The following is a 22320-nucleotide window of genomic DNA, read 5'->3' on the forward strand; positions in this document are numbered from 1 at the left end:
CCCTCCACCCGGTCTGGTTCGGGAGTGGGACGGGGCCGGCGCGGCGGCGGTTCCGACTCCGCTTACGCGTCCCCGGCCGGCCCGTCCGAGACCTTCGCCTTCCCCATCGCCGCCACCGCCCGCCGCATCCCCTCCGTCAGTTCCGCCGGGGTCGCGGCCGACGCGGGGTCGAAGAGCCACTGGAGCATGAACCCGTTCAACAGGGCCTGGTAGAAGGCGCCCGCGGTCCGCAGGTCCTCCTCCGTCAGGTCCTCCTCGGGCAGGCCGGTGAACATCGAGACCAGCCCCTTGCGCCCCTCCCCCTGCGAGGCGGCGAGCATCGACCGCAGCTGCGGCATCCGGTCCCCGGCGAGGGCGATCTCCATGCTGGCCGACCAGACCGGCCCGGATGCCTCGTGACTGGCGTGCACTCCGTCCCATACCGAGCGGAAGCGCTCCAGCGAACCCCCCTCGCCCTCCACCCCGGCCGTGAACTGGTCACCCCATTCCTGGATGACGGCGATGTAGGCCTCCGTCATGAGGGCGTCCTTCGAGCCGTAGTGGTAGCCGATCGAGGCCAGGTTCGCGCCCGAGGCCTTGACGATGTCGCGGGCCGTCGTGCCCACGAAACCCTTCTCGACCAGGCACTTCTTGGCGCCTTCCAGCAAGTCTTCGCGATGTCCCATGCCGTCACGGTAGCCAAGACACCCGTCCAAGACAAACGTCCTACACAATCGTTCTATACAGCCGTACTAGACAGGTGTTTATGACGCTTGTACATTGCTGCTCATGACGAACCCCCAGAACCCCGCAGCGCGTCTCGCCGGTCGCAGGGAATGGACCGCCTTCACCGTTCTCCTGCTCCCCCTGCTCCTGGTCTCGATGGACGTCTCCGTCCTCTACTTCGCCATCCCGGCCATCACCCGGGAGCTGGACCCCAGCGCCACCCAGCAGCTCTGGATCTTCGACAGCTACGCCTTCGCCCTCTCGGGCCTGCTCATCACGATGGGCTCGCTCGGCGACCGGATCGGCCGCCGCAAGCTGCTGCTGGCCGGCGCGGCCGCCTTCGGACTCGCCTCCGTCGCCGCCGCCTACGCCTCCAGCGCCGAGATGCTCATCGCGGCCCGGGTGCTGCTCGGTATCGGCGGCGCGACCCTGATGCCGTCCACGCTCGCCCTCGTGCGCAACCTCTTCCAGGACGAGCGGCAGCGCGGCAAGGCCATCGCGCTCTGGTCCGGCGCCATGACCGGCGGCGTCGCCCTCGGCTCGGTCATGAGCGGAGTGATGCTGAACCACTTCTGGTGGGGCTCCGTCTTCCTGATCAACGTGCCCGCGATGCTGCTCCTGCTGGTCCTGGTCCCCGTGCTGGTCCCCGAGTTCAAGGACCCGGCGCCCGGCCGCTTCGACCTGCTGAGCGTGCCGCTGTCGATGGCCGCCGTGCTGCCGGTGGTCTACGGCCTCAAGGAGATCGCCGCCGAGGGCTTCGGCCCGCTCCACGCCGGCTGCCTCGCCGCCGGCCTGGCCTTCGGCTGGCTCTTCGCGCGCCGCCAGCGCACCCGCGGCGACGCCATGGTCTCCCGGACCCTCTTCCGGGGGCGCGGCTTCGGCGCCGGCATCGGCCTGAACACCGTCGCCGCCTTCGCCATGATGGGCTCGGCCTACTTCACCACCCAGTACCTGCAGTCGGTGCTCGGCATGGACACCCTGGAAGCCGCCCTCTGGAGCCTCGCCCCCTCGCTCCTCATCGGCGCCGCCGCCCCCGTCGGTGCGGCCCTCGCCCAGAAGACCGACCGGGCCTACGTCGTCTCGGGCGGCTTCGTCCTCGCCGCCGCCGGGTTCGCCCTGATCAGCCTGGTGGACACCGACTCGCTGTGGCTGCTGCTGACCGGAGCCGGGGTCCTCGCCTGCGGCATCGTCACCGTGATGGCCCTGGTCTCCGACATGGCGCTCGGCTCCGCCCCCGCCGAGAAGGCCGGCTCGGCCGCCTCCCTGCTGGAGACCGGCCAGGAGTTCGGCGGCGCCCTCGGGATGGCCGTCCTGGGCAGCCTGGGCACGGCCGTCTACCGCTCCGACCTGGCCGGCTCCGAGCCCGCCGTGCGGGAGACCCTCGGCGGGGCCGTGGCCACCGCGCAGGAGCTCGGCGGCGCGGCCGGCGGGCAGGTCCTGACGGCAGCCCGGGAGGCCTTCGTACACGGAATGCAGTACGCGGCCTGGGGCGGTACGGTCCTGCTCCTCGCGGCGGCGGTGCTCGCCACGGCCCTGCTCCGGGGACGCGGAGCCCCGGCCCCCGCCCCGGCTCCGGCGGAGCCGGCCCCGGCCGGCGAAGCGCTCGCGCGCTGAGCGGCGTAACGGGGCGGGACACACGAAAGGGCCCGGGGTCTCCCCCGGGCCCTTCGCTCTGTCCGCTGCCGCAGCGTCAGCCGAGGCTGACCGTACGGGCCGAGACGGCGCCGATCTCGGTGGCGATGTCCGCGAGGACGTTCACCGGGGCCTCGGCGTCGACGGTGAGGACCGCGAGGGCCTCGCCGCCCTCTTCGGCGCGGGCGACCTGCATGCCCGCGATGTTGAGGCCGGCCTCGCCGAGGATGCGGCCGACGGTGCCGACCACGCCCGGGCGGTCGGCGTAGCGCAGGACGATCATGTGCTCGGCGAGCGCCAGGTCCACGTCGTAGTCGCCGATGCCGACGATCTTCTGCAGGTGCTTCGGGCCCACGAGCGTGCCGGAGACCGAGACCTCCTGGCCGTCCGACAGGGTGCCGCGGACGGTCACCACGTTGCGGTGGTCCGGGGACTCCGAGGAGGTGGTCAGGCGGACCTCGACACCGCGCTCCTGCGCGAAGAGCGGGGCGTTGACGTAGGAGACCGTCTCGTCGACGACGTCCTCGAAGACACCCTTGAGCGCGGAGAGTTCGAGCACCTTGACGTCGTGCTGGGTGATCTCGCCGTAGACCTCGACGTCGAGGCGGACCGCGACCTCGCCCGCCAGCGCGGTGAAGATGCGGCCGAGCTTCTCGGCGAGCGGCAGGCCCGGACGGACGTCCTCGGCGATGACGCCGCCCTGGACGTTGACCGCGTCGGGCACGAGCTCGCCGGCGAGCGCGAGGCGCACCGACTTGGCGACCGAGACACCGGCCTTCTCCTGGGCCTCGTCCGTGGACGCGCCGAGGTGCGGGGTGCAGACGACCTGGTCGAGCTCGAACAGCGGGGAGTCCGTGCAGGGCTCCTTCGCGTACACGTCGAGGCCGGCGCCGGCCACGCGGCCTTCCTTGATGGCCGAGTACAGCGCGGCCTCGTCCACGATCCCGCCGCGGGCGGCGTTGACGATGCGGACGGACGGCTTGACCTTGTGCAGGGCCTCGTCCCCGATGAGACCGAGGGTCTCGGGGGTCTTGGGCAGGTGCACGGTGATGAAGTCGGCGACCTCGAGCAGCTCGTCGAGCGTCAGCATCTTGACGCCCATCTGGGCGGCGCGCGCGGGCTGCACGTAGGGGTCGTACGCGACGATCTTCATGCCGAAGGCCGACATGCGCTGGGCGACCAGGACGCCGATGCGGCCGAGGCCGACGACGCCGAGGGTCTTCTCACTGAGCTCGACACCCGTGTACTTGTTCCGCTTCCACTCGCCGTTCTTCAGGGCGGTGTTGGCCTGCGGAATGTTGCGGGCCGTCGCGACGAGCAGGCCACAGGCCAGCTCGGCGGCGGTGACGATGTTGGAGGTCGGCGCGTTCACGACCATCACGCCGGCCTTGGTGGCGGACGAGACGTCGACGTTGTCGAGACCGACGCCCGCACGGGCGACGACCTTCAGCTTCTTGGCCGCGGCGATGGCCTCGGCGTCGACCTTGGTCGCGGAGCGGACCAGGATCGCGTCGACGTCCACGATCGCGGGGAGCAGCTCCGCGCGGTCGGCACCGTTGCAGTGCCTGATCTCGAAGTCCGGGCCGAGCGCCTCGACAGTGGCGGGCGACAGCTCTTCGGCAATGAGTACGACAGGTTTCGAGCTCACGTGGGTCATCCTCACAAGTCCAGTGCGGACGGCCGTCCCGACGGCCGCAGGCGGTGGAGGGGGGTAGCCGCGTGGAAGACGCACGACACTGTGGGCCTGACGCGTTGTGTTGAGCAGTGTAGTGGCGGATCCGGAAGGGAATTCCGCCTGTACGGAAGGATCACCCGCACGAGATTGGCCGGGGTGGACAAGCGGTCCCCCGGAACCCGGTCGGGGCCCCCGTCGTACGGGTGCCTGAGCCGATGTGCCGCGGGGCCGGGACGCACCGTCCCGGCCCCGCGGCGGAGCGGATCAGCTCTCGTCGTTGTCGACCCAGCTCATCAGCTTGCGCAGCTTCTTGCCGGTGGTCTCCAGCAGGTGCGCCTCGTCGGCGCTCTTGTACTCGTTGTACTTCGGCAGACCGGCCTTGTACTCGGCCATCCAGGTGTTGGCGAACTCGCCGCTCTGGATCTCCGCGAGGACCTTCTTCATCTCGGCCTTGGTGGCGTCCGTGATGATGCGGGGACCGGTGATGTAGTCGCCCCACTCGGCGGTCTCGGAGACCGACCAGCGCATCTTCTCCAGGCCGCCCTCGTACATGAGGTCGACGATGAGCTTCAGCTCGTGCAGGCACTCGAAGTACGCGATCTCGGGCTGGTAACCGGCCTCGGTCAGCGTCTCGAAACCGGCCTTCACCAGCGCGGAGGCGCCACCACAGAGAACGGCCTGCTCACCGAACAGGTCGGTCTCGGTCTCCTCGGTGAACGTGGTCTTGATGACGCCGGCGCGCGTGCCGCCGATGCCCGCCGCGTACGACAGCGCGAGCTCGAAGGCGGAGCCGGTGAAGTCCTGCTCGACGGCGGCGATGCAGGGCACGCCGCGGCCTTCCTCGTACTGACGACGGACCAGGTGACCCGGGCCCTTCGGCGCGACCAGGGCGACGTCCACGTTGGTGGGGGGCTTGATGAAGCCGTAGCGGACGTTGAAGCCGTGGCCGAAGAAGAGCGCGTCGCCCTCTTCCAGGTGCGACTCGATGGAGGCGGCGTAGATCTCGGCCTGGAGCGGGTCCGGGGTCAGGATCATGATGACGTTCGCCCAGGCCGCGGCTTCGGCGACGGGCAGGACCTTCAGGCCCTGCTCCTCGGCCTTGGCCTTGGACTTCGAGCCCTCGTGCAGGCCGACGACGACGTCGACGCCGGAGTCACGGAGCGACAGCGCGTGGGCGTGGCCCTGGCTGCCGTAACCGATGACCGCGACCTTGCGGCCCTGGATGATGGACAGGTCGGCGTCGTTCTCGTAGAACAGCTCGGCCACTGGGATATCTCCTTGGTGCGCTGGTGTTGCTCCCACCGTACGGCGGGGAACGGAATACGTGGTTCTCGGTCTCGCCATACGAGCGAGCGAGAAACGGACGGGCGGGACACGACCGGGCCGGAGTCACCGGCCCGGCCGGTCTCAGGCGCTGCGGTCGAGCGCGCGCAGGCTGCGGTCCGTGATGGACCGGCCGCCGCGCCCTATGGCGATCGTCCCGGACTGGACGAGCTCCTTGATGCCGAAGGGCTCCAGCATCTTGAGCATCGCGCCCAGCTTGTCGGTGCCGCCGGTGGCCTCGATGGTGACGGCCTCCGGGGAGACGTCGACGGTCTTGGCGCGGAACAGCTGGACGATCTCGACGATCTGCGAGCGCGTCTCGTTGTCGGCGCGGACCTTCACCAGAACGAGTTCGCGCTCGATGGCGTTAACGTGCTCCAGCTCGACGATCTTGAGCACGTTGACCAGCTTGTTGAGCTGCTTGGTCACCTGCTCCAGCGGGAGGTCCTCGACGTTCACGACGATGGTGATGCGCGAGATGTCGGGGTGCTCGGTGACACCGACCGCGAGGGAGTCGATGTTGAACCCGCGTCGGGAGAACAGTGCGGCGATCCGGGCGAGGATGCCGGGCGTGTTCTCGACCAGGACGGAGAGCGTGTGCTTGGACATGTGAGTCGTTCTCTCTCTCAGGCTCTCTCGGCTCAGTCGTCTTCGTTGTCGCCGAAGTCGGGGCGGACGCCCCGTGCGGCCATGACCTCGTCGTTCGAGGTGCCGGCGGCGACCATCGGCCACACCATGGCGTCCTCGTGGACGATGAAGTCGATGACGACCGGACGGTCGTTGATCGCGTTGGCCTCGGCGATGACCTTGTCCAGGTCGGCCGGGTCCTCGCAGCGCAGTGCCACGCAGCCCATGGCCTCGGACAGTTTGACGAAGTCCGGGACGCGGGTGCCCATGCGGGGGGCGGCCGACTCACCGAGCTGGGAGCCGACGGCCGTGTCGGTGCCCGTCTCGCCCGCGTGCAGCACGGTGTTCGAGTACCGCTGGTTGTAGAACAGGGTCTGCCACTGGCGGACCATGCCCAGCGCACCGTTGTTGATGATCGCGACCTTGATCGGGATGTTGTTCAGGGCGCAGGTGGCCAGTTCCTGATTGGTCATCTGGAAACAGCCGTCGCCGTCGATCGCCCAGACGGTGCGCTCCGGCATGCCGACCTTGGCGCCCATCGCGGCGGGGACCGCGTAGCCCATGGTTCCGGCGCCGCCGGAGTTCAGCCAGGTGCGGGGCTCTTCGTAGTTGACGAAGTGCGAGGCCCACATCTGGTGCTGGCCGACGCCGGCCGTGTAGATGGTGCCCTTCGGTGCCAGCTGGCCGATCCGCTCGATGACCTGCTGGGGGGAGAGCGTGCCGTCCTCGGGCAGGTCGTAGCCCAGCGGGTACGTGTCGCGCCAGCGGTTGAGGTCCTTCCACCAGGCGGTGTAGTCGCCGGCGTTGCCGTCGTTGACCTCGGCCTGGACGGCCTGGATCAGGTCGGCGATGACCTCGCGGGCGTCACCGACGATCGGGACGTCCACGGCGCGGTTCTTGCCGATTTCGGCCGGGTCGATGTCCGCGTGGATGACCTTGGCGAAGGGGGCGAAGCTGTCCAGCTTGCCGGTGACCCGGTCGTCGAAGCGGGTGCCGAGCGCGATCAGCAGGTCCGACTTCTGGAGCGCGGTCACGGCGGTGACGGCACCGTGCATGCCGGGCATGCCGACGTTCTGCGGGTGGCTGTCCGGGATGGAGCCCAGGGCCATCAGGGTGGTGACGACCGGGACGCCGGTGAGCTCGGCGAGGACCTTCAGCTCGGCGGTCGCGCCGGCCTTCATGACGCCGCCGCCGACGTAGAGGACCGGCCGCTTGGCGGCGGCGATCATCTTGGCGGCCTCGCGGATCTGCTTGGCGTGCGGCTTGGTCACCGGCCGGTAGCCGGGGAGGTCCTGGGTCGGCGGCCACGAGAAGGTGGTCTTCGCCTGCAGGGCGTCCTTGGCGATGTCGACCAGGACCGGGCCCGGGCGGCCGGTGGAGGCGATGTGGAAGGCCTCGGCGATGGTCCGGGCGATGTCATCGGCCTTGGTGACCAGGAAGTTGTGCTTGGTGATCGGCATGGTGATGCCGACGATGTCCGCCTCCTGGAAGGCGTCGGTGCCGATCGCCTTGGAGGAGACCTGGCCGGTGATCGCGATCAGCGGCACGGAGTCCATGTGCGCGTCGGCGATCGGCGTCACCAGGTTCGTGGCCCCCGGACCGGAGGTGGCCATACAGACGCCGACCTTTCCGGTGGCCTGCGCGTAGCCGGTGGCGGCGTGGCCGGCGCCCTGCTCGTGGCGGACCAGGATGTGGCGGACCTTCTTGCTGTCCATCATCGGGTCGTACGCCGGGAGGATGCAGCCTCCCGGAATGCCGAAGACGGTGTCGCACCCCACCTCTTCGAGAGAGCGGATGAGGGACTGCGCACCCGTGACGTGCTCAACTGCGGCGGTCTGGTGTCCGCCGGAACGGGGCCGCGGCTGCGGATGGTGGGCCCCGGTGGCCTGCTCGGTCATCGGCATTCTCTTCTCGAAGCTGAGGGTTTTGCGAGGAGTGTTTTACGAGATTCGACGTTGCCAGTGCAACAAAAAACCCCTCGTGCCGGGAGGCAAGCGAGGGGAGCGCGTCGGGTGCGTTGAGCGGGGACATGCTGGTCCCAGCTTCAGCCGACGCGCTTTCCAAGTACGAGAATTCGGGTGCGCATGGCATTGACCCTCCCTCCGGCGGGAGGGTGATGTCAAGCGGGTGGGACGGGCGTCTCATTATGTGAGCCTCTGTGGATAACCATCGAGCCCCCTGGGGAACCACCGGCCAACGCGGGTTGGGCCGCGCCGCCCGGTACTGGGAACGTACCGCGCACGAGCGCTCGCCGCAGCCTGTACTCGTCCAGGGGTCCGGAGAAGGCCATTCCCTGCCCATGGCTGCAGCCCATCGCGCGCAGTGCCATGACCTGCTCCGGGAGGTCCACGCCCTCCGCCACCGACTGCATGCCGAGGTCGTTTGCGATCCGCAACAGACCCGCGGTGATCTTGTGCAGCCGGGGGGACTCCACGACCCCCTCGACCAGCCCGCGGTCGAGCTTGAGCATGTCCACGGGGAGCCGGCGCAGCGCGCTGATGGCCGCGTAACCGCTGCCGAAGCCGTCCAGGGCGATCAGTACCCCGAGCCGGCGCAGTGCCGCCAGGCGGCGCTCCAGGTCGTCGAAGGGCACCCTGGGGTCGGAGACGGCGAGCTCCAGGACGAGCGCGCCCGACGGCAGCCCGTTGCGGGTCAGCAGGGCCTCCACGGAGCCCAGCGGCATCGACCGGTCCAGCAGCCGCTGCGCGGTCATCCGTACGGCCACGGGGACGTCGTGCCCGGCCCGGTGGCGCTCGGCGGCCTGCCCGACGGCCTCCTCCAGCAGCCAGCGCCCCAGCTCGGCGGTGCGGGAGGCGTCCGGCACGGCCGGATGCCCGCCCTCGCTGTACTCGGCGACCCGCAGGAACTCGGCGGGGGTGAACAAGATCCCCTGGGCGGAACGCCACCGGGCCTGCGCCACCACGGCCGAGATCTCCCCCGAGGCCAGGGAGACCACGGGCTGGTGCAGCAGGGCGAACTCTCCGTCGTGCAGCGCGGTGCGCAGCCGCCCCGCCAGCTCGGCCTTGCGGACGACCTCGGCCTGCATCTGGGGCGCGTACATCTCGACCCGGTCCTTGCCGGCCGCCTTGGCCCGGTACATCGCGAGATCCGCGTTGCGCATCAGGTCCGAAGGGGTGATGCCGGGGTCCGCGAAGGCCACGCCGATGCTGGCGGCGACCCGGACCTCGCTGCCGGCGATCCGGTAGGGCTGGGCGAGGGTGGTGCGCAGCCGGTCGGCGATCTCGTGGACCTGGTACTCGCGGGCGCTGCGGTCGCGGTTGCCGTCGCCCAGGATCAGTGCCGCGAACTCGTCGCCGCCGAGGCGGGCCGCGGTGTCCCCGGCGCGGACCGAGTCCTGGAGCCGGCGGGCGGCTTCGATGAGCAGCTCGTCGCCGGCCTGGTGGCCGATGGTGTCGTTGACCGCCTTGAACCCGTCGAGGTCGATGAAGAGCACGGCGGTGCTGTGGTCCCCGGCCCGTCGGCCGCTGAGGGCCTGGCGGACCCGGCGGGTGAACAGGGCCCGGTTGGGGAGGTCGGTGAGCGGGTCGTGCTCGGCACTGTGCTGGAGCTGGGCCTGGAGCCGGACCCGCTCGGTGACGTCGCGGCTGTTCAGGATGAGGCCGCCCTGGTGGCGGTTGACGGTGGACTCCACATTGAGCCACTCGCCGTCGCCCGATCTGAACCGGCACTCGATGCGGGTGGTCGGCTCCTCGGCAGGCGGCGCGGCCAGGAAGCGGCGCACCTCGTGGACGACGCGGCCCAGGTCCTCCGGGTGGATCAGGGTGGCCAGCTCGGTGCCGACCAGCTCCTCCGCCTCGCGGCCGTAGACCCCGGCGGCGGCGGGGCTGACGTAGCGCAGGGTGCCGGTGGGCGCGGCGATCATGATGACGTCGCTGGAACCCTGGACCAGGGAGCGGAAGTGGTTCTCCTTCTGGGCCAGTTCCTGGGTCAGCGCGATGTTGTCGAGCAGCATGATGCCCTGGCGGATGACCAGGGCGAGCACGACCGTGCAGCCCGTGAAGACGACGACCCGGTCGACCTTCCGGCCGTCCACCACGTTGTAGAGGATGCCGAGGGTGCAGACGGCCGCCGCGAGGTACGGGGTGAGGGCGGGCAGGGAGCCGGTGATGGGGCGGCTGTGCGGCCGCTCGACGCGCGCGTGGGCGACGGGGTCGTGGCCGGAGCCGGGGCCGGGGTGCATGCGGCGGGCGCCCCAGGGCGCGTACGCGAGGAGGAGCGAGCCGGCGAACCAGCCGGCGTCGAGGAGCTGGCCCGACTGGTACTCGGCGCTGAGCAGCGGCGAGGTGAACAGCGCGTCGCTCAGCACGGTCAGGGCGAGGGCCGCGATGGCGGTGTTCACGGCGGAGCGGTTGGTCTCGGAGCGGCGGAAGTGCAGCACCAGCACCATCGAGACGAGCGCGATGTCCAGGAGCGGGTAGGCCAGCGAGAGGGCCGCGCGCGGGACGCTGCCGGGGGCGCCGGACTGGGCGGTGCGCGCGGCGTGCGCGAGGGCAAGGCTCCAGGAGAGGGTGAGCAGGGAGCCGCCGATGAGCCAGGAGTCGAGGCCGAGGCAGACCCAGCCCGCTCGGGTGACGGGGCGCTTCGCGAGGACGAGCAGGCCCACGATGGCGGGCGGCGCGAAGCAGAGGAAGGCGAAGTCGGCGAGCGAGGGCTTCGGCACGGCCTCGCCGAGGACCACCTCGTACCAGCCCCAGACCGCGTTGCCGCAGCAGCCCATGAGCGAGGAGAACGCGAACAGCAGCCAGGCCGGACGCTCCCGGCTGTCGATGGCGCGGGCGTAGGTGAAACAGGAGACGGCGGCCAGCAGGCCGGCGGCGCTGAGCCCGAAGTCGCCCATGATCTCGGCGAGTTCCTCGGAGCCCCAGCCGAGGGCGGCGCCGACGGCGTACCCGCTGCTGACCACCGCGAGGAGGAGCTGCATCGCCAGCGCCTTGCCGCTACTGCCACCACCGCCGCCGGTGAGGGGCCTGCGGGTCAGCAGCGCCGCCCCCGGGGTGCTCACCGGTCCCCCTCGCTGGCTGGTTCCGGCGCGGTCCAGTCCCGGCACCGTCGCCTCCGGCGGCTTCGCCGCATCGGATCCTTCGTCCATTGGCCGTGCATCGCCCGTCGCCCCCCAAAGTGTCCGATCACTCCCCAGCGCCAGACGTTCGTGGCGCAGCCCCTTGTTCCGGACGATACACCACTTTCGTCACTCAGGGACATAGTTTCTCTACGCTCCGTCACCAACAGGGGAGTTGGGCCCACGGAGCGCATCCGGACGAACGCGGAGCGTGCGCGTCGCGCGCTATTCCGTGATCAACACCGTGTTGTCCACGGGCTCTCCGGCGGCGAACTTCCGGAGCTGACGGGCCACCAGGCGCTTGGCCCGCGGCTCGAACGCCGAGCTGCTTCCGCCCACATGGGGTGTGATCAGGACCCCCGGAGCATGCCAGAGCGGATGGCCTGAAGGCAGCGGTTCCGGATCGGTGACGTCCAGCGCGGCGCGCAGCCGGCCCGACTCCACCTCCGCGAGAAGGGACTTGGTGTCGACGACGGGTCCGCGGGCCACGTTCACGAGCAGCGCGCCGTCCTTCATGCGGCCGAGGAACTCCGCGCCCGCGAGCCCCCTCGTCTCCTCCGTGAGAGGTGTGGAAAGGATCACCACGTCGGCCCCGGGCAGGAGTTGGGGCAGCTCGGCGAGGGCGTGCACCGGCCCGCGCGCCGTGGTGCGCGCCGTCCGCGCGACCCGGACGATCCGCTCGCACTCGAAGGGGGCGAGCCGGTCCTCGATGGCCGCGCCGACCGCTCCGTAGCCGATGATCAGTACGGACTTGTCCGCGAGGGCCTCGTAGAACCCGAAGCGCCACTCCTCGCGGTCCTGGCCGCGCACCATGCCGGGGATCCCGCGCAGGGAGGCCAGGATCAGGGTGAGGGTGAGCTCGGCGGTGCTCGCGTCGTGGACGCCCTTGGCGTTGCACAGCCGTACGCCGGGGGCCAGGTCACCGAGGCCGCCCAAGACGTGGTCGACCCCGGCGGTCAAGGTCTGGACGACCCGCAGGTGCGGCATCGCGGGCAGCGGGCGCAGGGTGACGGCCGGGGACTTCATGTACGGGGTGACGTAGAAGACGCAGGCGGCCGGATCGGCCGGGAAGGTCTCCTCACCGTCCCACTGCCGGTAGCGGAAGGAATCGGGCAGTCCCTCGACCTCCTCGGCGGGGAAGGGGAGCCAAACGTCGAGGGTCTCGGGAATCTCTGCGGTCATGATCAGGAGGCTATGCCAGGGGATCCGGATCGAGCCGTTAGTTTGTGTGCCGGACCGGGAGGACCAGGGGGGACGCACGGTGGAGCGCAGGTCGATCGGGGCGGGGGCGCTGACGGTGGGTGCCGTCGGCCTCGGCTGCATGCCGATGAGCGGGGCGTACGCGCCTTCGCGAAGGCGGCGCGAGGACTCGCTGCTCACCGTGCACACGGCCCTCGACCTGGGGGCGAACCTGCTCGACACCGCCGATCTGTACGGCCCCTACACCAACGAGCTGCTGCTCGGCCGGGTGCTGCGCGAGCGCCGCGCCGACGCCTTCGTGTCCGCGAAGGCGGGGCTGCGGGCCGACGGGGTGCACGTGGTGGCCGACGGGCGCCCCGGGTACCTGCGGCGGGCCTGCGACGCCTCGCTGCGGCGGCTGCGCACCGACGTCATAGACCTGTACCAGCTGCACCGGGTGGACCCGGACGTGCCGGTCGAGGAGTCCTGGGGCGCGCTGGCGGAGCTGGTGGGCGCGGGGAAGGTGCGGGCGCTGGGCTTCTGCGCGCTGGGGGCGGGCACCGGGCCGGGCGCGGGGCGGCGCGGGGACCCCGCGTACGAGACGACCGTGCGGCACCTGGAGCGGGCGCAGCAGGTGTTCCCGGTGAGCGCGGTGCAGGCGGAGCTGTCGGTGTGGTCGCCGCAGGCGGCGTGGCGGCTGCTTCCGTGGTGCGCGGCGCGGGGGGTGGGTTTCCTGGCGGCGATGCCGCTGGGGAGCGGGTTCCTGACCGGGACGCTGGTCCCGGGCGAGGGGTTCGAGCCCGAGGACGTACGGGCCAGGCATCCGCGGTTCACGGCGTACGCGATGGCGGCGAACCAGGTGCTGGTGGCGGGGCTGCGGCGGGTCGCGCGGCGGCACGGGGACGGGGTCACGGCGGCGCAGGTGGCGCTGGCGTGGGTGCTGGCGCAGGGTCCGCAGGTGGTGCCGGTGCCCGGGGCCGGGCAGGCGCGCTGGGCGGCGGAGAACGCGGGGGCGGCACAGGTGCGGCTGACCGCCGAGGACCTGGTGGAGCTGGCGGAGCTGCCGGTGCCGATGGGGGCCTGAACCACTCGATCGAGTGTACGAGTGGCGGAACTTGGGGCATGGTCGGCGCTGTTGAGTCGTGTGAGGGCACGATCGGAGGACCGGAGGGGAGTACGGCGATGCGATACGGACACGAGCAGGGACAGGGACAGGGACGGGAACCGGAGGGGGCGGGGCCGGACCTGGAGCGGGTGCAGGGTCGGGCGGGGGCGCCGATGCGGTCGTACGGCGCCCCGCGCGGCCGGGCCCGTGGGGTACTGGCGGCGTTCGCCCTGGCGGGATGCGGGGCGCTGCTGGCGGCGGGGTGCGCCCCGCCGAACGGCGCCGGAGCCCGGCCGAGCGATGCGCCACCGGGCACGAAGGCGGGCTCCGCGCCGCCGGCGGCCTCGGGCGCTCCCTCCGCCTCCGCTTCGGCCGCGGGGCCGCCGGCGCCGCCTGCAAAGGGCCAGGTGACGGTGACCGGCGTGGCCGCCCAGGGCCTGGAGTCCCCGTGGGGGGTGGCTCCGCTGCCCGACGGGAACCTGCTGGTCGCCTCGCGGGACAAGGGCACGATCAGCCGGGTCGACGTGGGCACGGGCGCCGTGACCCCCGTCGGCAAGGTGCCCGGGGTGGCCCCGGGCGGCGAGGGCGGGCTGATGGGCCTGGCCCTGTCCCCTTCCTTCGCCTCGGACCTCATGGTGTACGTCTACTTCACCACCGAGTCCGACAACCGCATCGCCCGGCTGCGCTATGACGAGAAGAGACCGGCCGGCGAACAACTGGGCGCGCCCGACACGGTGTTCAGGGGGATCCCCAAGGGGCTCATCCACAACGGCGGACGGATCGCCTTCGGCCCGGACAAGATGCTCTACGCCGGGACGGGCGAGACCGGGGAGACCGGGCTGGCCCAGGACAAGAAGTCGCTCGGCGGAAAGATCCTGCGGATGACCCCGGACGGGGAGCCGGTGCACGGCAATCCGGAGGCCGACTCGGTCGTCTACTCGTACGGGCACCGCAATGTGCAGGGCCTCGCCTGGGACAAGGACAAGCGGCTGTGGGCGGCCGAGTTCGGGCAGAACACCTGGGACGAGCTGAATCTGATCGAGCCCGGCGCGAACTACGGCTGGCCGGAGGCCGAGGGCAAGGCGGGCAAGCCGGGGATGCGCGATCCGGTGGCGGTGTGGAAGACCGACGAGGCCTCACCGAGCGGGATCGCCTGGGCGCAGGGCTCCGTCTGGATGGCCGGGCTGAGGGGGCAGCGGCTCTGGCGGATTCCGCTGGCCGGGGCGGAGCCGGCGGCTCAGCCCGAGGCGTTCCTGGCGGGCGAGTACGGCCGGCTGCGCACCGTGGTGCCCCTCGGTGGGGACAGATTGCTGCTGGTCACGAGCGAGACGGACGGGCGCGGGTCGCCGGAAACCGGCGACGACAGGATCCTGACACTGACGGTGCGATGACCGGCGGGCCCCGGCAGGGGGACGAAAGGTGCGGTGGACGCGATGTTCAACATGATCGAGGAGCTGTTCAGTCCGGGGCGCAAACACACGGACGAGGAGAAGAAGCGGCTGGAGCTTTCCCGGATCGACGTGAATGACGGCGACCCGGGAAAGGGTCCGATAGACCTGGACTCCGGCAAGGTGCTCATACGCCCGAAGGAGCACCCGGCGGCCTGAGGCCTGATGCCTGATGCCCAGCGGGACGTCGCCTGTACCTACACCTTCGCCTTCACCGTTGCCATCACCGCGTCCCGGCCGGCTGGTGGGCGGCGGGGCCGAAGAGCCGTAGCCGGTGGGCCAGGGCGGCGGCCTCGCCGCGGCCCGCGACGCCGAGCTTCGCCAGGATGTTCGAGACGTGAACGCTGGCCGTCTTCGGGGAGATGAAGAGCTCCTCGGCGATCTGGCGGTTGGTGTGGCCCGCCGCGACCAGGCGCAGCACGTCCCGTTCGCGGCTGGTCAGGCCCAGCGCCTCGACCGGGTCGGCCTCCGGAGCGAGCAGGGCCTTGGCTGCGGCGTCCACGGGGATGAGGGGCAGCCTGGCGCGCTGCGCGAGCAGGGCCAGGTCCTCGCGGAGCCTGCGGGCGCCGAGCTGCTCCGAGGCGGCGTAGGCCTCCTGGAGCAGTCCTGCGGCGGCCTCGCGGTCCCCGCCGGCCGCCAGCAGAGACTCCACGAGCCGGTACCGGGCCCTGGCGAGCAGGTAGGGGCGCTCCAGGGGGCGTACGGCCGCTTCCACGGCCGTCCAGTCGGCGACGGTGTCCCGGGCCTCGGCCCGCAGCAGCTCGGCCCTGAGGTACTCGGAGTGGGCGGTCCACACCGGGGCCGGGGTGGCCAGGGTCCGGGCTGCGGCGCGCAGCACCGTCAGTGCCTCCTCGCGGCCGGCCTCCGCGACCGGCAGGCCACGGGCCTCGGCTTCGGCCGAGGCGGCGGCGAGCAGCAGCGGCCAGGCGTAGCGGTGGTTGCCGAGCGGGAAGCCGTAATCGATGACGGCGGCCACCTCGCTGCGGACGTCGGCCATCCGGCCCTCCCCCGCCGCGACGCCGATCGCGAGGCGGAACAGCGGGATCCGGTGCTGGGGCTGGCCGTCGTGGGACCCGAAGTGGGCGCGGGCGGCGGTGAGCTGGCCGGCGGCCTCGGCGAGTTCGCCGCGGGCCAGGGCCAGGTAGGCCAGCCGTACGACGGCTGCGGCGCGCGGGGCGGCGCTGCTGACGAGGGTCAGGGTGCGCCGGGCCTGCGTCGCGGCCTCCTCCCACCGGCCGACGCTGTACAGGCTCTCCGCCAGGTTCCCCCGGATGTAGGCCTCGGAGTCCATCAGATGGGAGTTCTTGACCAGCTCGGCACCTTGTTCGGCCAGTTCCACGGCTTCGCGGGACCGGCCCAGGCCTTCCAGATGAGAGGTGAGGTTCACGTGCGCACGTCCCACCAGCATGGCGAGTCCGAGTTCGGCGGCCCGGTCCTTGACCGCGTACATCTCGGCGAGGCCGCGCTCGGGGTCCCCCGAGTCGACGAGCAGGCTGCCGACGGTGATCCGGGCGTTGAGCTCGGTGTCCTCGGCACCGACCATCCGCGCGTACTCCACGGCGCGTTCGGCGGCGACCAGGTTGTCGGGCCCCGGCTTGTGGAGCATGCCCCAGCTCGCGGCCCGGACCAGGACGTCGGCGTGCACCTGGGACGGGGGCAGCCCGCGGACGAGCTCCTGCGCCTTGGCGAGCTCCTCCCAGCCGTCGCCGCGGGCGAGGCTGGCGATCATCCGGGAGCGTTCGGTCCAGAACCAGGCGGCGCGCAGTGGGTCGTGGCCGTCCTCAAGGAGCCGCAGGGCCGTCTTGGTCAGCTTCAGCGCGCGTTCGCGCTCGCCGCCGAAGCGGGCCGCGACGGTGGCTTCGGCCAGCAGGTCGAGGCGTTGCAGTGGGGTGGTCGCCGGGTCGCAGCCGCAGGGCGGGTAGACCTCGGTGTAGTCCGCCGGGCGCAGTTCGGTGCGCACGTCCTCCGGTACGGCCTCCCACAGCTCCATGGCCCGCTCCAGCAGGCGCAGCTGCTCGGAGTAGGCGTGCCGGCCCCGGGCGGCCACCGAGGCCGCGAGCACGGCGGGCAGGGCCTTGACCGCGTCGTTGGCGTAGTACCAGTAGGTGGCGAGGCGGATGACCCGCTCCTCCGCGCGGATCAGCGAGTCGTCCTGTTCGAGCTCCTCGGCGTAGCGGCGGTTGACGCGGGCGCGCTCGCCGGGCAGCAGGTCGTCCGAGACGGCCTCGCGGACCAGGGAGTGGCGGAAGCGGTAGCCGTCGCCGTCGGAGGTGGCGAGGAGGATGTTGGCGCCGACCGCCGCGCGCAGGGCCTCGATCAGTTCGTCCTCGGTGAGCCGGGTGACGGCGCGCAGCAGGGGGTACTCCACGGTGGAGCCGCCCTCGGCGACGATGCGCACGACGCGCTGCGCGGCGTCCGGGAGGACTTCGACGCGGACGAGGAGCAGGTCGCGCAGGGATTCGGTGAGGCCGGTGAGGCAGCCACTGGCGCGGGAGGCGACGAGTTCCTCGACGAAGAAGGCGTTGCCGTCGGAGCGGTCGAAGACCGATTCGACGAACTCCTCGTCGGGCTGCGAGGCGAGGATCCCGGCGAGCTGGCGGCGCACTTCGGCCCGGTTGAAGCGGGACAGCTCGATGCGCTGGACGGTGCGCAGCCGGTCGAGCTCCGCGAGGAGCGGGCGCAGCGGGTGGCGGCGGTGTACGTCGTCGGCGCGGTAGGTGGCGACCACGACGAGCCGGCCGCTGCCGAGCGCGCGGAAGAGGTAGGAGAGCAGGTGCCGGGTGGAGGTGTCCGCCCAGTGCAGGTCTTCCAGGACCAGGACGACGGTGCGGTCGGCGGCGAGGCGTTCCAGCATCCGGGCCGTCAGTTCGAAGAGCCGGGCGGTGCTCTCCTCGTCGTGCGGGCCGCGCGGGGTCTCGCCGAGTTCGGGGAGGATGCGCGCGAGTTCGTCCTCCTGGCCGACGGCTGCTGCGGCCAGTTCGCCGGGGAGCAGGCGGTGCAGGGTGCGCAGCGCCGTCGAAAACGGGGCGAAGGGAAGTCCCTCCGCCCCGATCTCCACACAGCCTCCGACGGCTACGACCGCGCCGCGGCGGTCGGCCTCGCAGAGGAACTCCTCGGTGAGGCGGGTCTTCCCGACCCCGGCCTCGCCGCCTATGAGCAGTGCCTGCGGCTCCTGGCCGGCGGCGCGCGTCAGGGCGTCGGTGAGTACGGCCAGTTCGTCGGCTCGGCCGACGAACACCGGGCTGACAGATCTGGTCTCCACGTCGCCGAGCATCGCACAGAGGCCCTGGCCATCGGCACTGGATATTGCTGCGCTTCTCATCACGTGCCGGTTCGCACGGTCTCGCGACGCGGGCTACGCGGCGCGGGTGAACCGGCCGCGCTGCCCTCTCACCGACCCCTCCGGTTCCTGGCTCCGGGAGAAGGAACGGCGGGCCTTCTTCGCTTCCCGGACCAGACGGTAGGCGTCGGCCTCGCGGATGAGGTCTTCGCGGCGGGCGGTGGCGATCTCGTACTCGAACATCTCGTGCTCCCTGGTTCGCGTTTCTCGGACACCTCGTTCGGTGTGATCCAAGATTCGCGCCCCAGGGGGTGCCGGCACATCGGGAGCATGCCGCATCTGCGGGAGCCGGGGGGCCTTAGGCCGGGACCCGAGGTCCCTGAGGTGGCCTAAGGCAGTACCTAGGCGGACCGCCGGACGGCAGCGAACGGACTAGGCGGCGGGGGCCGTCGGGAGGGCGAGGACGTACATGAACGCGAAGGCGATCACGCCGATGGCGGCGACGACGACGGCCGCCCAGGACACGGAGCGGACCCAGGCCGGGAGGGTGCGGCCGGGGGTGCCGAAGGCCGGGCGGGCCAGCACGAAGACGGCGATGAGCAGCGCGATCGTCGACAGGACGCCGTTGAACAGGGCGGTCATGTGCCAGGCGTTGCCGTACAGCGCCTCGATCTTGTCCTCGGTGGTGGTGGCGGTGGCGGAGCTGATCTGGCCCTTCAGGGTCTCGCGCTCGCCTATGACGCGGGAGGTCCAGCTGCCGCTGAGGGCGACCAGGCCGAGACCGGCGGCGACGATCGCGGAGGCTCCGGAGGCGACACCACTGCTCGGCTCCTCGTCGGCCGCGGCATCGAGTTCGTCGAACTCGGCGTCGAGGTCGGCGGCGAGCTCCTCGCCCTGGACCTCCTCGGCGGCGGCGGCGGTGTCCGCGGCGGCCGGGGCGGTCGTCTCGTCGGTGGCGGCCTTCTTCAGGTCGGCCGGGGAGTCCGCCTCGGGAGCGGTCGGGGCGGGGGTCTTCGTGGTGTCCATGCGGGGCACCGTAGGCGGCTTTTCTGAGAGGTTCCTGAGAATCCGGCCGGGCAGCGGGCGGCGCCCCGCCCCGGTCCCCCGGGAGAACCGGGGCGGGGCGGGGGCGAGCGCGCGCGGGGGGTGGTCAGGCGGGGCGGGCCGCGGACCACTCGTGGGTGAGGAGCGCCCAGATCTCGGTGTCCTGGCGGACGCCCCGGTGCAGGTGGTTCTGGCGCAGGACGCCTTCGCGGCTCATGCCGAGGCGCTCGGCCACGGCGAGGCTCTTCTTGTTGCCGGTGGCGGCGTGCCATTCGACGCGGTGCATGCCGCGCTCGCCGAAGGCGTAGTCGATCAGGACGCGGCAGGCCTTCGTCACCAGGCCGCGGCCGGCCGCGGCGGGCTCCAGCCAGCAGCCGATCTCGCAGTTGCCCGTCCCCGCGTCGAACGCCGGGAAGAGCACCCCGCCCACGAGGGTGCCATCGAGCCGGATCCCGAAGAACCGCGCGCCGTCCTCCCCCGCCGTGAGCGCGTACTTGGCCAGCAGGGCCCGGGCGGACTCCAGGTCGGACGACCGGTCCGGGAAGCCGACGTACTGGCCGATGAACTCGCGTCCGCGTTCGATGTGGGCGAAGAACTCCTCCGCGTGCCGGGCTTCCAGCGGGAACAGCTGGGCGTCGTCGGCGAGGTCTATCGAGAACATGCGCGTTCTTCCTTGGCTATCGAGCGGCGGGTGGCCGGATCACCGGGAGCTGGTCGCGGGCTCGGCCGCGTCCTCGCTCGTGGCGGGGTCCGCGCCGGGCCGCTGCAGGGGAAGTTTCGCATGCGGGCGGCGTTCCGGGGGCTCGATGCTGATCTTCGGGAGCCGGCGGTCCAGCCAGGCCGGCAGCCACCAGTTGGCTCCGCCGAGCAGGTGCATCAGGGCCGGGACGAGGAGGGTCCGCAGGACGAAGGCGTCCAGGGCCACGGCCGCGGCGAGCGCGATGCCGAACATGGCGATGATCCGGTCACCGCTGAGTACGAAGGCCAGGAAGACGGAGATCATGATGACGGCCGCCGAGTTGATCACCCGGCTGGTCTCGGCGAGGCCGACGCGCACCGCCCGCTTGTTGTCCCCCGTCTCCAGCCACTCCTCGTACATCCGGCTGACGAGGAAGACCTGGTAGTCCATGGACAGCCCGAAGAGCACCGAGACCATGATCACCGGCAGGAAGGGCTCGATCGGGCCCGCGCTGCCCAGCCCCAGGGGTTCGCTGCCCCAGCCCCACTGGAAGATCGCGACGACGACTCCGAAGGAGGAGGCGACGGCGGCGACGTTCATGGCGGCCGCCTTGACCGGGATGCCTATGGAGCGGAAGGCCAGCAGCAGGAGCACACAGCCGAGTGCGATGACCACCCCGACGAAGAGCGGCAGCTTGCCGACGATGACCTCGGCGAAGTCGTCGTACCCGGCGGTCACGCCGCCGACGTGCACCTGCATGGAGCTGTCCTGGCCGGCGCGCGGGATGACGTCCTCGCGCAGCCTGTCGACCAGCTCGCTCGTGGCCCGGGACTGCGGGGAGGAGTCCGGTATGACGGTGACGACGGCGGTGTCGCCGCTGCGGTTGAAGACCGCCGGCCCGGCAGCGGCCACGCCCCTGGTCGTACGGAGCGACTCGGCCAGCGCGTCCACGGCGACCCGGTCGCCGGCCCCGCCCAGGCGGGCGACGACGGTCAGCGGGCCGTTCATCCCCGGGCCGAAGCCCTCCGCGAGCAGGTCGTAGGCCTTGCGGGTGGTGGACGTGGCCGGGTTGTTGCCCTGGTCGGAGGTGCCGAGGTGGAGGGAGAGCGTGGGCAGTGCCAGTACCACCATGACCGCCGTGGCGACCAGGCCGAGCAGCTTCGGGTGGCGCTCGACGAAGGCCGACCAGCGGGCGGCGAAGCCGGTGACCGCCTCGGGCCGCGGACCCTCGGCGGCCAGCTTGCGGCGCTCGCGGCGGGACAGCGCGCGCATGCCGATGTACGAGAGGAGCGCGGGCAGCAGGGTCACCGAGGCGGCGACGGTCAGGACCACGGTGAGGGAGGCGGCGATGGCGACGCCGTTGAGGAAGTTCAGCCGGAGCACCAGCATGCCGAGCAGCGCGATGCAGACGGTGGCCCCGGCGAAGACCACGGCCCGGCCGGTGGTGGCGACGGCGCTTTCGGCGGCTTCCGCGACCGGGAGCCCGCGCTGGAGGCCCTTGCGGTGGCGGGTGACGATGAACAGCGCGTAGTCGATGCCCACCCCGAGGCCGACGAGGGTGCCGAGCATCGGAGCGAAGTCGGCGACCGGCATCGCGTGGCCGAGCAGGGTGATGCCGAAATAGGCGGTGCCCACGCTGACCAGGGCGGTCGCGATGGGCAGCAGGCTGGCGGCCAGCGACCCGAAGGCCAGGAACAGCACCAGCGCGGCGATGGCCACGCCGATGACCTCGGCGAGGTGGGCGGAGGGGGCTTCGGTGAGGCCGATGGCCCGGCCGCCGAGCTCGACTTGCAGCCCGTCGGCCTGGGTCGCCGGGTTCCTCGCGGCGTCGACGACGGCCTTCGCCTCGCCCTTCGGCACCGAGTCGGCCTGCCGGTCGAAGGTGACCACGGCGTAGGCGGTACGCCCGTCGGGGCTGATCCGGGCCCCGCTGTCGGGCCCGGGACCATAGGGACCGGCGACCGATCCGACACCGGGCAGCCCGGCTATGGAGTCGAGGGCCCGCGTCATGCGCTCCCGCACGGCCGGCGTCCGCACGCTCTGCCCGTCCGGGGCCCGCCACACGATGGTGTCGGTATCGCCACCCTGCCCGTGGAAGCCTTCCCGCAGCAGGGCGTGCGCCTTGGCGGACTCGGTGCCGGGGACCTCGTAGTCATTGGAGAACGCCGTCCCGGCGCCGACCGCGGCAGCGGCGGTCCCGCCGAAGGCGAGGAGCCAGAGCAGGACGGCGACGAGTCGGTGCCGCATGCACCAGCGTGCGAGGGCTGACAACGGACGGGCTCCCTGGTGGTTCGGATCTTTACCGGGGAACGGTCCGTCGGAAAGAACGCGTGAACGCTGAAAACTGAACGCTGGACTTCTGGAATTTTCGGTACGTGCGGGACGTGCGGGACGTGCCGTGTGTGGGACGTGCTGTGCGGGCGGCTGCCGCCGCTTGCATGGTCTACACCTCCACGATCGCAGCGCGGCGTGATCGTTGGCGGCCTTCGTGGGCAGCGTCACAGGTGTTCGGGCAGGCGCGGGACCATGGTCACACGGGGTTC

General features: G+C 71.7%; 16 protein-coding genes. 4 read left to right on the forward strand and 12 right to left on the reverse strand.

Translation table 11 applies throughout. The annotated features are described in order from the left end of the window. Positions 1–62: 62 nt before the first annotated feature. Positions 63–665 carry a TetR/AcrR family transcriptional regulator gene (locus tag OHA37_RS11060; protein WP_266904157.1) on the reverse strand — a complete coding sequence of 201 codons (603 nt, stop codon included), beginning with the start codon at positions 663–665 and terminating at the stop codon, positions 63–65. A gap of 103 nt (positions 666–768) precedes the next feature. On the opposite strand from OHA37_RS11060, the gene OHA37_RS11065 reads away from it, so the two are divergent. Continuing rightward, complete coding sequence (locus OHA37_RS11065) at positions 769–2319, forward strand: MFS transporter (protein ID WP_266904159.1); 1551 nt, start codon at positions 769–771, stop codon at positions 2317–2319. A 76-nt stretch (positions 2320–2395) separates the two neighbouring features. Here OHA37_RS11065 and serA read toward each other — a convergent pair whose 3' ends face one another. The 6 genes from serA to OHA37_RS11095 form a co-directional block, all read right to left on the reverse strand. Then, entirely contained in the window at positions 2396–3985 is a 1590-nt protein-coding gene (gene serA, locus OHA37_RS11070; RefSeq protein ID WP_266904161.1) for a phosphoglycerate dehydrogenase, read from the reverse strand. Positions 3986–4276: 291 nt separating this feature from the next. After that, positions 4277–5278 (reverse strand): ketol-acid reductoisomerase, encoded by a 1002-nt coding sequence (gene ilvC / locus OHA37_RS11075; RefSeq protein WP_266904163.1) that lies wholly within the window; start codon positions 5276–5278, stop codon positions 4277–4279. A gap of 141 nt (positions 5279–5419) precedes the next feature. Then, on the reverse strand, positions 5420–5944 hold the full coding sequence (gene ilvN, locus OHA37_RS11080) for an acetolactate synthase small subunit (RefSeq protein WP_266904165.1): 525 nt from the start codon (positions 5942–5944) through the stop codon (positions 5420–5422). Between the two features lie 32 nt (positions 5945–5976). Beyond that, positions 5977–7866, reverse strand: coding sequence for an acetolactate synthase large subunit (locus tag OHA37_RS11085; protein WP_266904167.1), 1890 nt, complete (start codon positions 7864–7866; stop codon positions 5977–5979). A gap of 215 nt (positions 7867–8081) precedes the next feature. Next, on the reverse strand, positions 8082–10985 hold the full coding sequence (locus tag OHA37_RS11090) for a putative bifunctional diguanylate cyclase/phosphodiesterase (protein ID WP_443046147.1): 2904 nt from the start codon (positions 10983–10985) through the stop codon (positions 8082–8084). A 282-nt stretch (positions 10986–11267) separates the two neighbouring features. After that, positions 11268–12224 (reverse strand): 2-hydroxyacid dehydrogenase, encoded by a 957-nt coding sequence (locus OHA37_RS11095; RefSeq protein WP_266904169.1) that lies wholly within the window; start codon positions 12222–12224, stop codon positions 11268–11270. 79 nt (positions 12225–12303) lie between these two features. On the opposite strand from OHA37_RS11095, the gene OHA37_RS11100 reads away from it, so the two are divergent. The 3 genes from OHA37_RS11100 (at position 12304) to OHA37_RS11110 (ending at position 14933) form a co-directional block, all read left to right on the forward strand. Beyond that, positions 12304–13305, forward strand: a complete 1002-nt coding sequence (locus OHA37_RS11100) for an aldo/keto reductase (RefSeq protein ID WP_266904171.1) — start codon at positions 12304–12306, stop codon at positions 13303–13305. Positions 13306–13499: 194 nt separating this feature from the next. Next, entirely contained in the window at positions 13500–14717 is a 1218-nt protein-coding gene (locus tag OHA37_RS11105) for a PQQ-dependent sugar dehydrogenase (protein WP_266912669.1), read from the forward strand. A 42-nt stretch (positions 14718–14759) separates the two neighbouring features. Further along, positions 14760–14933, forward strand: coding sequence for a DUF6191 domain-containing protein (locus OHA37_RS11110; protein ID WP_254385853.1), 174 nt, complete (start codon positions 14760–14762; stop codon positions 14931–14933). Positions 14934–14997: 64 nt separating this feature from the next. On the opposite strand, the gene OHA37_RS11115 is transcribed toward OHA37_RS11110, so the two are convergent. The 5 genes from OHA37_RS11115 to OHA37_RS11135 form a co-directional block, all read right to left on the reverse strand. After that, the gene (locus OHA37_RS11115; RefSeq protein ID WP_323182407.1) at positions 14998–18048 is read right to left on the reverse strand and encodes a helix-turn-helix transcriptional regulator; all 3051 of its coding nucleotides are present in this window, start codon (positions 18046–18048) and stop codon (positions 14998–15000) included. Between the two features lie 81 nt (positions 18049–18129). Then, positions 18130–18297 (reverse strand): hypothetical protein, encoded by a 168-nt coding sequence (locus OHA37_RS11120; RefSeq protein ID WP_266904173.1) that lies wholly within the window; start codon positions 18295–18297, stop codon positions 18130–18132. A gap of 189 nt (positions 18298–18486) precedes the next feature. After that, positions 18487–19080, reverse strand: coding sequence for a hypothetical protein (locus OHA37_RS11125; RefSeq protein WP_266904175.1), 594 nt, complete (start codon positions 19078–19080; stop codon positions 18487–18489). Between the two features lie 124 nt (positions 19081–19204). Continuing rightward, positions 19205–19759, reverse strand: a complete 555-nt coding sequence (locus OHA37_RS11130; protein WP_266904177.1) for a GNAT family N-acetyltransferase — start codon at positions 19757–19759, stop codon at positions 19205–19207. Between the two features lie 39 nt (positions 19760–19798). After that, positions 19799–22048, reverse strand: a complete 2250-nt coding sequence (locus tag OHA37_RS11135; protein ID WP_266904179.1) for an MMPL family transporter — start codon at positions 22046–22048, stop codon at positions 19799–19801. Positions 22049–22320 lie beyond the last annotated feature (272 nt).

Origin of the sequence: Streptomyces sp. NBC_00335, from assembly GCF_036127095.1 — a bacterium.
GTDB lineage: Bacteria > Actinomycetota > Actinomycetes > Streptomycetales > Streptomycetaceae > Streptomyces.

Coding starts and splice junctions, on each gene's coding strand:
- OHA37_RS11060 (WP_266904157.1), bottom strand. CDS start 665: ATGGGACATCGCGAAGACTTGCTGGAAGGCGCCAAGAAGTGCCTGGTC.
- OHA37_RS11065 (WP_266904159.1), top strand. CDS start 769: ATGACGAACCCCCAGAACCCCGCAGCGCGTCTCGCCGGTCGCAGGGAA.
- ilvN (WP_266904165.1), bottom strand. CDS start 5,944: ATGTCCAAGCACACGCTCTCCGTCCTGGTCGAGAACACGCCCGGCATC.
- OHA37_RS11085 (WP_266904167.1), bottom strand. CDS start 7,866: ATGCCGATGACCGAGCAGGCCACCGGGGCCCACCATCCGCAGCCGCGG.
- OHA37_RS11095 (WP_266904169.1), bottom strand. CDS start 12,224: ATGACCGCAGAGATTCCCGAGACCCTCGACGTTTGGCTCCCCTTCCCC.
- OHA37_RS11105 (WP_266912669.1), top strand. CDS start 13,500: ATGCGGTCGTACGGCGCCCCGCGCGGCCGGGCCCGTGGGGTACTGGCG.
- OHA37_RS11110 (WP_254385853.1), top strand. CDS start 14,760: ATGTTCAACATGATCGAGGAGCTGTTCAGTCCGGGGCGCAAACACACG.
- OHA37_RS11115 (WP_323182407.1), bottom strand. CDS start 18,048: ATGCTCGGCGACGTGGAGACCAGATCTGTCAGCCCGGTGTTCGTCGGC.
- OHA37_RS11120 (WP_266904173.1), bottom strand. CDS start 18,297: ATGTTCGAGTACGAGATCGCCACCGCCCGCCGCGAAGACCTCATCCGC.
- OHA37_RS11125 (WP_266904175.1), bottom strand. CDS start 19,080: ATGGACACCACGAAGACCCCCGCCCCGACCGCTCCCGAGGCGGACTCC.
- OHA37_RS11130 (WP_266904177.1), bottom strand. CDS start 19,759: ATGTTCTCGATAGACCTCGCCGACGACGCCCAGCTGTTCCCGCTGGAA.